The following is a 9,902-nucleotide window of genomic DNA, read 5'->3' as shown; positions in this document are numbered from 1 at the left end:
TACAAAATGGCTCCGACCCTATTGGCAAAAGGTTGTAAAGTGCTGGATCTGTCGGCAGACTATCGCTTTTCGGATCTGAATGTCTACAAAACCTGGTATGGCGGCGATCGCACCGATCACGATGTGGCCGAAACGGCGGTTTATGGGCTACCAGAACTGTATCGCGATCGCATCGCTCAGGCTCAGTTGGTGGGCTGTCCGGGGTGTTATCCGACGGCGAGTTTGATGGCGTTGTCACCGTTGCTCAAGCAGGGATTAATCGTGGCCGAAACGGCGATCGTGGATGCTAAATCGGGCACTTCTGGGGGCGGACGACAACCCAAAACTAATTTATTGCTGGCTGAGGCTGACAACTCGCTGGCAGCTTATAGTGTGACGCGACACCGCCATACGCCTGAGATTGAGCAGATTTGCAGCGATTTGGCAGGTCATGAAGTGCTGGTGCAGTTTACGCCTCATTTGATCCCGATGGTGCGCGGCATTCTCGCAACGGTTTACGCTACTTTGCGCGATCCGGGTTTAGTTCGAGAAGATCTGTTGACGATCTACAGCGCGTTTTATCGATCGTCACCCTGGGTCAAACTTTTGCCCGTAGGCATCTATCCTCAAACCAAATGGGCGGCTGGTACTAATCTTTGCTACATCGGCATCGAGGTTGATCCTCGTAACAATCGGGTGATTGTCATGTCAGCGATCGACAATCTGCTCAAAGGTCAAGCGGGTCAGGCGATTCAGTGTCTCAACTTGATGATGGGCTGGGAAGAAACGCTCGGCTTACCCAATATGAGCTTCTATCCGTAAAAATTCTAGGCGCGAAACAAGCGATCGTGGTCAGGGTCGTAGAGATGCGATCGAGCACCCGTCAAATCAAGGGGACGATCGCCTGAAATAAATTCGGTAGGAACGGTGGCCGCCGTCAAAGCGGGACTGATTACATACAGCGTAGTGCGAATTAAATTTTCTTGAAGGGTGACGATCGCCATTTCTGACAGTGCCACTACTCTAATTTTTTCATCATCCCAACCCAGCCGAAAGCAGATGGCGACGGGTGTATCAGCAGGATAGTGCTGCATCAGTTTCCACATCGCCTTCTCGATATGACGGGCGCTTAGATAAAGGCACAAACTCGCTTGATGCGCTGCCAAAGTCGAGAGTTCTTCAGCCTGCGGAACTTCGGTACGACCACTGATTCGCGTCAAAATGATCGACTGCACCAATCCTGGAATGGTCAATTCCACCCGCAGCCGAGCCGCAGCCGCTTGAAAAGCACTGATCCCCGGCACCACCTCAAATGGAATTTTAGCCGCTAACAACCCCTGCATCTGTTCTTGGACTGCACCATAGAGACAGGGATCGCCAGAATGGAGGCGCACGATCGACCGTCCCGATCGCACCTTCTCAATCATCAAAGGCAAAATTTCCTCCAACGTTTTGTCTGCTGTCGGCACGATTTCTGCGTCAGGTCGAGCGCCCTCCAGGAGTTGTCTGGGCACCAGAGAGTCGGCAAATAGAATCACGTCTGCCTGTGACAGCAGTTTTTGAGCTTTGACGGTCAGCAATTCTGGATCGCCCGTCCCGGCTCCGACAATGTAAACACCAGGAGTCAAACGCGGCAAATTGTCTGAAGGAGTCCTATTCATCACGTTTGTTAGCGCCTCACTCAAGTAAAAAAACGTTTGTCGTGGAGAATCTTTCCGGATATCTACCGACGATTTGGGTAAAGGGGATTGGTAGATGCACCCTGACTAGTCCCCGGAGTAACCCTTCGGGGGTTTTTTCTTTTTAAATTGAGGTTTTTATCTTTAGATATTTTTTACTGCGAGAGTTCAGAATCTCTGGCGTTGGGATCAGGCACGACATCGGGGAGCGATCGCCGCAGTCCATACAGCCAGATTAGCCCGATCGCGCCGAGCGAGATTCCAATCAGACTCACAATTTGCGCCGTTCGTAATCCACCAAACATCAGGCTATCGGTTCTCAGTCCCTCGATCCACACGCGACCCAAACTGTAAGCAATCAGGTAAGTCAAAAACAGCGTGCCAACTTTTAGCCGAATTTTGCCGCGCAGATCTTGAATAAATAGCGTCATCAACAGACCAAACACCGCCAAATTCCACAGCGACTCGTACAGAAAAGTGGGGTGATAAAATTCAACATTCTCAAAGCCAGCGGGACGATGCACGGGCGGAATAAACAGCTTCCAGGGCAGATTGGTCGGAGCGCCAAAAGCTTCTGAATTAAAGAAATTGCCCCAGCGCCCGATCGCCTGTCCCAAAATCAACGACGGAGCCACCAGATCCGCCAACTGCCAAAACGAAATTCGCTTGATCTTTGAGAAAATTAGAGCGGCGATCGTACCGCCCAAAATCGCTCCATGAATGGCAATTCCCCCTTCCCAGATCGCCACAATCTTTTCGGGATGTTGGGCATATTGCTGCCATTCAAACAGCACATAATACAGCCGAGCACTGGGAATCGCTGCCACCACGAGCCACACGGCCAGATCGCTCAACAGTTCTGGATCGACCCGCCGCTTGGTAGCTAACGTTTGAGAAAGACTGACTCCGATCAAGACGGCGGACGCAATCAGCAGCCCGTACCAGCGCAGAACGATCGGGCCCCACTCAAACAAGATCGGCCCCGGAGACGTAAATTGAAATGCCAAAAAAGACGTGTCAGACATGGGAGGGAGGTGCGATCTCTTCGAGTTACCCGCGAGGGGTCGAGCATAAAAACCATAGCATTTCAGCAAGCCAGTGGATTGATTTTCTCAGAAACGCGATCGTTCCTGTTTGAAGTGCGGTAGCTTCGCTTCCCGTAGGGTGCGTTCCTGTTTTTTACTCCGCCTTCCACGCTTTTTGCTCAACACTCCATGTCTTCTGCTCAAAGCTCCACACTCAAAACAAAAAAGCTTCAGTTTCAAATTGGAAGACCTTGGTGGGCATGGCTTCGCTGTTATCAAATTTCTTTCAACCTACAAAGGCCGTTGGAATAATACGACAGACGACTATAGCTTTTGTTCTAAGACTTGGGGCAACCCAATTTGGTTGAGTAAAGTCACCAAATCTGCGCGAAGATTAGGGTCAGTTGGCTTGTTTAAGTAGTCAGTTGCGATCGCCGCCAGTGCGTCATACCAGATCCCGGCAGTTGCGTAGAAAGCAGCCCGATCGCGACCTGATGTAATAGTCGCCAACTTTTTTGCCTGGTCAGCCGTTAACTCAACGCGCGTCACAAATGATTGAGAGACGGGATTGAGAGAAATCATCGTGGGAAACTGCACGATCGAAATTGACCAGCGATAGTCTTTTCCAGGCTGCAAGGGGGGCAAATTTTGAGGCATTTCTAGCTTGATGATTCCAGCTTGTTTGACCGCCATCCGCTTCACAAACATCGGTTTTGCCACGCCCCGCTCAAACAAGGCAAACTCTACCGGAAATTGAGAAGCCCCCGAAACGTACCAGAAAAAACTGGGATGCCCTAGAGTTGTTTGACCCATGTGATCTGTCGGTGCCAACAGTTTTACCTGCACCACAGCGACCTCTTCACCCCCACGAGAAGCGGCCCCCTGCGTGTTTCGCGGTCTGCCTCGTGATGGAAGCTTGGGAGGCGTGTAGCGTAAGTTCGCTTTCTTCTGAGCAACCATCGTCCCTGCATTTGAACCCGATCGAGTGCTCTGTCCCGCATTAGCTGCAAACGCCTGCACTGAGAGAAGACCCCCTGCGATCAGGAGAGCGGCTGCAAATCTTGAAATCATCATATCAGTAGGTTAGCTACGGGTCTAAACGATCGCTGAGTTCCGCACCCCAAGCAGGAATGACGGAGCCACCTACTATTTTGTTGCCATTATGGTTAATTGTGGCAAGGGTTAATTGGGCAAGCTTGAGCTTTGAATCTCAGCGGATGCATTTGATCCAAAACTCAAACTGCTTATTTGCCAACGAGGATGATGAGGGAGCGATCGCCCAACAAAATCCCCTGCTGATTGTCGAGAATGGGTTCGTTGCCAATCTCCCAGCAGTCATCGGGAGACGGTGCGCCTGTGTTGACGGAGACGTGCCATTGCATCTCAGGCGGCAACCCCGGAAGCTCAAACCAACTGGCTTCCCAGTGCATATTCATGGCGACATAGATGAAATTGTCAGCGATCGTGCCGCCTTTGGCATGTTTACCGCAGAGCATAAAGGCGAGCGTGTTGTTAGAGGCTGACCAGTTTGCATTCCAGGCTTGTGTCCCATGCCAGGTGATGTCTGCATAGCCGCTGCCTGCGTAATCACGATTCTGGTAATGCCAGTGGTTGCGTAAGACGGGATGCGCGTGACGAAAGTGGATACAGTGTTTGACAAATCGAAATAAGCTTGCGTTTGTTTTGAGAAGATCCCAGTTGATCCAGTTCAGATCGTTGTCATGACAGTAGGTATTGTTGTTTCCATTCTGGCTGCGTCCCATTTCGTCTCCCATGAGAATCATGGGAATGCCCTGACTGACGAATAACATTGCCATTGCGTTTCGCATTTGTCTTTGACGTAAGGAATTGATTCCAGGGTCATCTGTCCAGCCTTCTGCGCCACAGTTCCAACTATCATTGTCATTGGAGCCGTCGTTATTGTTTTCGCCGTTCGCTTCGTTGTGTTTTTCGTTGTATGAAACCAGATCTGCGAGTGTAAATCCGTCGTGAGCTGTGATGAAGTTAATTGAGGTTGCGGGGGCGCGTCCTGACCATTCATACAAGTCGGGAGAGCCTTGAATTCGTTGGGCCATATCGCCTGCACTTCCGGGTTCTCCTTTGAGAAATTTGCGAATGCCATCACGATATTTGCCGTTCCATTCTGCCCAGCGCCCAAAGGCTGGAAAGGAGCCAACTTGATAGAGTCCGCCTGCATCCCAGGCTTCGGCAATCAGTTTGCACTTGGCGAGAATCGGGTCAAATGCCAGCGTTTCGAGGAGAGGAGGATTGGCCAGCGGAGCGCCCCAGGGATCACGACCGAGAATGGATGCGAGATCAAATCTAAACCCATCGATGTGATATTCGGCTGCCCAATAGCGCAAGCAATCGAGAACGATATTACGAACGATCGGGTTATTACAGTTCAGCGTATTTCCACACCCACTAAAGTTGTAGTAATAGCCTTCTGGCGTGAGCATGTAGTAGGTCTTATTGTCGATGCCTCTAAACGAGATATAAGGCCCCTGTTCGTTGCCTTCTGCCGTATGGTTAAAGACGACATCGAGCATGACTTCGATACCATTTTTGTGCAGTTCTTTGACCAGAGTTTTGAATTCATCGACCTGCATTCCCAGTTTACCTGTGGCGGCATAGCCCGCTTTGGGTGCAAAGAAGCCAACCGTGCTGTAGCCCCAATAATTGACCAATAACTCGCCCGTTTGGGGATTGGGTCGAGAATTTTCAAACTCGTCAAACTCATAGACGGGCATCAGTTCTACACAGTTGACTCCCAGTTCTTTGAGGTAATCAATTTTTTGGCGAATGCCTGCAAAGGTGCCGGGATGCTTAACGCCAGAAGATGAATGCTTGGTGAAACTGCGAACGTGCATTTCGTAGACAACCAGATCTTCGGGCGGAATTTCGAGCGGACGATCGTCTTCCCAGTCAAAGTCATCCAGGGCAATGCGCGATCGATGGTGATAAACATCGCTCCAATCGGGCGTGACTCCCCACACATCCCGTCCACCAATCACTTTGGCGTAAGGATCCATGAGAATTTTGCGCGAATCAAACCAGTGTCCCGCCGTGGGGTCAAAAGGGCCATCCATCCGATAGCCGTACTCAATGTTTTCGTAATCGAGATCAAACACCGTCATACTAAACACGTTGCCAATGCGAAACTCATCAGGAAAGGGAATCTCCCCCATTGGTTCCGGCATTCCTTTTTTGAACAACACCAGCGCACAAGATGTCGCGTGACTGGAGAAAATCGAGAAATTAACGCCGCCAGGCACGATCGTTGCGCCAAACGGAAAAGGCTTCCCGCGACGCAGCTTAAACTCGCCGTAAGTATGAGTCGGATGAATGTCGATGCGTTCCATTGTGATAGTTCCAATAAAATTATTGGTCACGCATCATTGGTTCTTGGTCATCTGTAGAAGACTAGAAACTAACGACTCATGACCAATGATTAATGATCAATTAACTAAGGACTTGAACCTTGACGTTGAGGGCTTCATAGCCTTCGTCGATCGTGTTGCAGGTCGTGAAAAAATCGAGAAATCCGGTGACGGACATGGTATCTTGCAGGTCTTCGGCAAGTCCCACGAGAATGACTTTGCCCTCTTTAGCCAATACCTGACGGTAAACAGAAAGCAACATTCGCAAACCCGCACTAGACATATACGGAACTTGAGTCATGTCCAAAATCAGCCGACTGTTGGACTCTGCCACGGGCAACACTTCAGATTGAACTTTGGAGGCAGTGCTGCCATTGATGTCGCCGACTAACTCGACGATCGCCATGACTTCATCGGTTCCATCCAGCAGTGTGACTGGCAATTGTTTGATCGTAATCTCCATGAATGCAAACTCAATGAGTGAAGGACTGGTTAGGGATAGTTCGTTAGATGGCTCGATCGAGCTTTTTCGCTTCGTTATTTACGGCTTGTGCCCCCCAGTTTTTGGGGACTAAGATCTTGTTCAAAATCTCTCAATTTTTGGGGATGTTGGGGGTTGCAATTGAAGCGAACAATCTGACGAATTTAACGTGAATTCGATGGAGTTTCTTCACTTCGTTATTGAGGGATTCGCCCCCTAAATCCCCCATTCTGGGGGACTTTGAATCAGCATAATTTCTTTGAACTCTGAAACTTTTTCTTGGTCAAAGTCCCCCAATTTTGGGGGATTTAGGGGGCTGAAGCCGATGCAAACGAAGCGAGTTCCTCTCGTCGAACTGACGTAGTTTGGGTTAGTTGGGGACAATCTGAACTTTGATTTTGACGCGCTCTGTAGTATCGGGAAGCTTGACAGTGAGAGCATTTGCGTCGAAGTCGGTGTAGGGTCGATCGTCGATCCAGCATTGACCAATCCGAATGCTACCGGGCGGCAAAAGGTCGGGTGAGACGCGCAAAACGTTGTCTTTGAAGGCTCCAGGCATTGGCTTGAAGTAGAAATCCATCGGCTGTTTGGTGATCAGCAAATTGGTATAAACAGCGCTCAAGTAGCACAGCTCTGTGGAGTGATAGCCGCTCATTGAGTGAGAGCCTTTAAAGCGTTCGTTGCCCATCAAGAAAGGCAATCCATTTGCCAACACGTTGAAGTACACGCCACCGTCATCATGGTCGAGGAAGAATGCATTGTAGAAGGCTGCCGCTTCACGCGCATGGCGCAGATACTCTTCTTTTTTGGTAATGCCATTTAAAATCATGTAGGCGAGAATGGCTTGTTCTTGTTGCCACCAGGCTTTGCGATCGTGCCACACAAATCGATGATGTTCGTCTCCTGGCTCAAGTTCTCTTTCTACTACGTCATACCAGCCGCCGCGCTGTTGGTCACTGCCGACTCTGGGCATTAGCGTTGCAATCTTTTCTGCGAGTTGTTGGTAATCTTCTTTAGATTTCAAAGACTGCATTCGCATCAAGTTCCAGGCAATCTTTAAGTTATGTCCGACTACGGCGCGATTTTGTTGCCAGCCCCATTCCTGATCTTTGCTCCAGTTTTCAAAAAACTTTTCTTGAACAAAGGGGCTATTGTCATAATCAGGGAAGTACTTAGCGATCGTGTCAAACGTATACTCCAGGAAATCAGCGTACTTCTGTTCACCTGTTGCCAAATAAAGGTTAATCAAGTAAGCGGGCGCATGATCGCCGACAGAATTCCAGTTTTTGCGGGCGCGATTGTGTCCCAAAGATTCGGCTCTCGGATCAAGGGTGATCGGATCAATGTGTGAGAAATAGCCACCACCTTCGCGATCAATAAAGAACTTATCAAACAAATCGACAGTCATTTCGGCATCTTTGAGAATGCGTGGATCGCCTGTGATGCGGTAGGTCTGAATCGGTCCAGCGAGGGCGTAAATTTGCTCGTAAGCAGGGATTGCGTCAAAGTCGTCGCCAAACTCTGAAGTTAGCAGTTTTTGTTCACGATTTCCGGTGACTTGAACGCCGTGATACCAATAGATCAAATCTTCATCAGGATCATAAAAGCGCATGTGATCGCGCAGGTATTCGGTGCCTTTTTCGGCAGCTTCTAAGAATCGATCTTCGCCTGTCATCAAGAAGGCAGAGGCAAACCCGTAAACCAACCGAGAAATCGTGTCCGTTTCTTGCAGAAAATCGTCTTCTTTTTTGGCACCTGCGAGATGCAAATAAGTGCGATATTCGTGATAGTCAACGTCGTTAGTGGGATAGTTGAACTGCCACTTGAGATAGCTGTCTGCGATCGACCGTACTTGCTTGACCCACCAATCCGCTTCTTCATGCCGATAATCGTCCGTCGCTTCGCCCGGAAAGACGAGAGATTTCACGTCAAAACGGTGCCCGTCACCCTGGGGATAAAACACGCCATAGGCAAAAACATGTTGACCAGGGGTGAGCAGTTCGGCAAAGCGTCCGGTGCAGTCGTTGTAGGGTTCTTCGAGGTTTTGAGCGATTCGGCCATAAGCGGCTGGGGTGAGATGCGCCTCGTAGATGCGACCGTCAGAGGTCTTGATACCAAAGCTTTTGGCGGCGCGATCGAAGTAGGTGACATACCCCGTCACCAGATCTGAAAACGTAAAATTCATGCGTTCCATAAGAACATTCTCCGAGAAGGTAATTACTGATTGAAACGACGCTCTAGCTGTCTGTAGTGCTTGCGGTGATATCGTTTTGGAATGATGTAGTAAATAGAAACTGCAATCAGCATGAACTCAGCCAGATTGACACTGATGAATGAAACCAGGATTGAGAGCGCGTATACGATCGGAGCAATCCGAATATAGCGATGCACAAAAGTAATGAACTCTGGCTCAATGCCTTCTTCAAGCAAATGATGGGTACTTGAGTACCACCAAATTAGATTGAGAACAATACCAGTCAGCGTCAAAACCGCAGCATAGGAAACAACGGCAATTTGTTGGTCGGGATAATGACTAATCAACGCTGTCGTGAATGGAACCGACGCAATGCACATCAAAAAAAATGTGTTTAGCCACAGCAACGTATGATTGTGATGCTTAATAGACATAAACATATTGTGATGAGCAATCCAGTACAGCCCCAAAATCATAAAGCTGATAATGCATCCCCAAATGCTAGGTAGTAAGTGACCAAGCTCTTTTAACAATGCTGGGGTAATTTCATTTACAGGGACATCGTGAAGTTCAGGAACTTTAATTTCGATCACCAATAAGGTAATCGTGATTGCAAAAATACCATCACTAAAGAACATCAATCGTTCATTACTGTGAGGCGCTCTGGGCTTAGGAGCCAGACTTTCAAATTCGCTGCTGTCAGACATTTCTATCGTTCCTTAACTACGCGCTAACCGCTACTTTTTCATCCACCAAGGCGGGGGGATTTTCTTCATCGACAAAGCCCTCGCTCAGTTCAATAATTCTGCCGTCGGGGTCAGCCAGCCACACCGTCCGCCAACCGGGAATGTAGTCGTCAAAGTTCAACGGGCCGAGCGTGATTTTGGCTGCGTTTCCAATTTCAGCCAGCTTTTCATCGACACTGCTAACTTTGAACGCCAAGTGACGCACTGAAGGAAAGGAGTAACCATCATTGGTGGCAGGAGGTAGCGGAGAGGCTTCACTGGCTTGAAAAATCTCTAGATAGAACGCGCTATCCGCCATTTTGATAAACACAATTTGATTACCATCGGGGAGTTTCGCAACTCGTGCCCGCTTGAAGCCGAAGTATTTTGTATAGAACTGTTCGGTGGCGATCGCGTCTTTACAAGTAATTGCTAGTTG

At 49.1% G+C, this 9,902-nt stretch carries 9 protein-coding genes; 1 reads left to right on the top strand and 8 read right to left on the bottom strand.

Annotation, left to right across the window (positions count from 1 at the left end; all coding sequences use genetic code 11):
* On the top strand, nucleotides 1–801 hold an 801-nt coding region (argC, locus tag ACJ2PR_RS33585; protein ID WP_446880304.1), incomplete at its 5' end, for an N-acetyl-gamma-glutamyl-phosphate reductase.
* A gap of 5 nt (nucleotides 802–806) precedes the next feature.
* Here argC and cobM read toward each other — a convergent pair.
* From cobM to ACJ2PR_RS33545, 8 genes are all read right to left on the bottom strand, one after another.
* The gene (gene cobM / locus ACJ2PR_RS33580) at nucleotides 807–1,640 is read right to left on the bottom strand and encodes a precorrin-4 C(11)-methyltransferase (RefSeq protein ID WP_446880303.1); all 834 of its coding nucleotides are present in this window, start codon (nucleotides 1,638–1,640) and stop codon (nucleotides 807–809) included.
* A 173-nt stretch (nucleotides 1,641–1,813) separates the two neighbouring features.
* Entirely contained in the window at nucleotides 1,814–2,683 is an 870-nt protein-coding gene (gene lgt / locus ACJ2PR_RS33575) for a prolipoprotein diacylglyceryl transferase (RefSeq protein WP_446880302.1), read from the bottom strand.
* Between the two features lie 324 nt (nucleotides 2,684–3,007).
* Nucleotides 3,008–3,757, bottom strand: coding sequence for a DUF928 domain-containing protein (locus ACJ2PR_RS33570; protein ID WP_446880301.1), 750 nt, complete (start codon nucleotides 3,755–3,757; stop codon nucleotides 3,008–3,010).
* A gap of 170 nt (nucleotides 3,758–3,927) precedes the next feature.
* Nucleotides 3,928–6,045 carry a glycogen debranching protein GlgX gene (gene glgX, locus ACJ2PR_RS33565; RefSeq protein ID WP_446867963.1) on the bottom strand — a complete coding sequence of 706 codons (2,118 nt, stop codon included), beginning with the start codon at nucleotides 6,043–6,045 and terminating at the stop codon, nucleotides 3,928–3,930.
* Nucleotides 6,046–6,145: 100 nt separating this feature from the next.
* Nucleotides 6,146–6,526, bottom strand: a complete 381-nt coding sequence (locus ACJ2PR_RS33560) for an STAS domain-containing protein (RefSeq protein ID WP_446880300.1) — start codon at nucleotides 6,524–6,526, stop codon at nucleotides 6,146–6,148.
* A 388-nt stretch (nucleotides 6,527–6,914) separates the two neighbouring features.
* Complete coding sequence (locus tag ACJ2PR_RS33555; RefSeq protein WP_446880299.1) at nucleotides 6,915–8,738, bottom strand: AGE family epimerase/isomerase; 1,824 nt, start codon at nucleotides 8,736–8,738, stop codon at nucleotides 6,915–6,917.
* Nucleotides 8,739–8,761: 23 nt separating this feature from the next.
* Nucleotides 8,762–9,445 (bottom strand): TMEM175 family protein, encoded by a 684-nt coding sequence (locus tag ACJ2PR_RS33550; RefSeq protein WP_446880298.1) that lies wholly within the window; start codon nucleotides 9,443–9,445, stop codon nucleotides 8,762–8,764.
* A gap of 16 nt (nucleotides 9,446–9,461) precedes the next feature.
* Nucleotides 9,462–9,902: VOC family protein (locus tag ACJ2PR_RS33545; protein ID WP_446880297.1), on the bottom strand; the 441-nt coding region annotated here is incomplete at its 5' end.

This window comes from Phormidesmis sp. 146-33 (assembly GCF_052939515.1).
Note: the sequence above shows the minus strand (reverse complement) of the source record. Positions and strands in the feature narration are given on the sequence as shown.

Coding starts and splice junctions, on each gene's coding strand:
- ACJ2PR_RS33560 (WP_446880300.1), bottom strand. CDS start 6,526: ATGGAGATTACGATCAAACAATTGCCAGTCACACTGCTGGATGGAACC.
- cobM (WP_446880303.1), bottom strand. CDS start 1,640: ATGAATAGGACTCCTTCAGACAATTTGCCGCGTTTGACTCCTGGTGTT.
- ACJ2PR_RS33555 (WP_446880299.1), bottom strand. CDS start 8,738: ATGGAACGCATGAATTTTACGTTTTCAGATCTGGTGACGGGGTATGTC.
- glgX (WP_446867963.1), bottom strand. CDS start 6,045: ATGGAACGCATCGACATTCATCCGACTCATACTTACGGCGAGTTTAAG.
- ACJ2PR_RS33550 (WP_446880298.1), bottom strand. CDS start 9,445: ATGTCTGACAGCAGCGAATTTGAAAGTCTGGCTCCTAAGCCCAGAGCG.
- lgt (WP_446880302.1), bottom strand. CDS start 2,683: ATGTCTGACACGTCTTTTTTGGCATTTCAATTTACGTCTCCGGGGCCG.
- ACJ2PR_RS33570 (WP_446880301.1), bottom strand. CDS start 3,757: ATGATGATTTCAAGATTTGCAGCCGCTCTCCTGATCGCAGGGGGTCTT.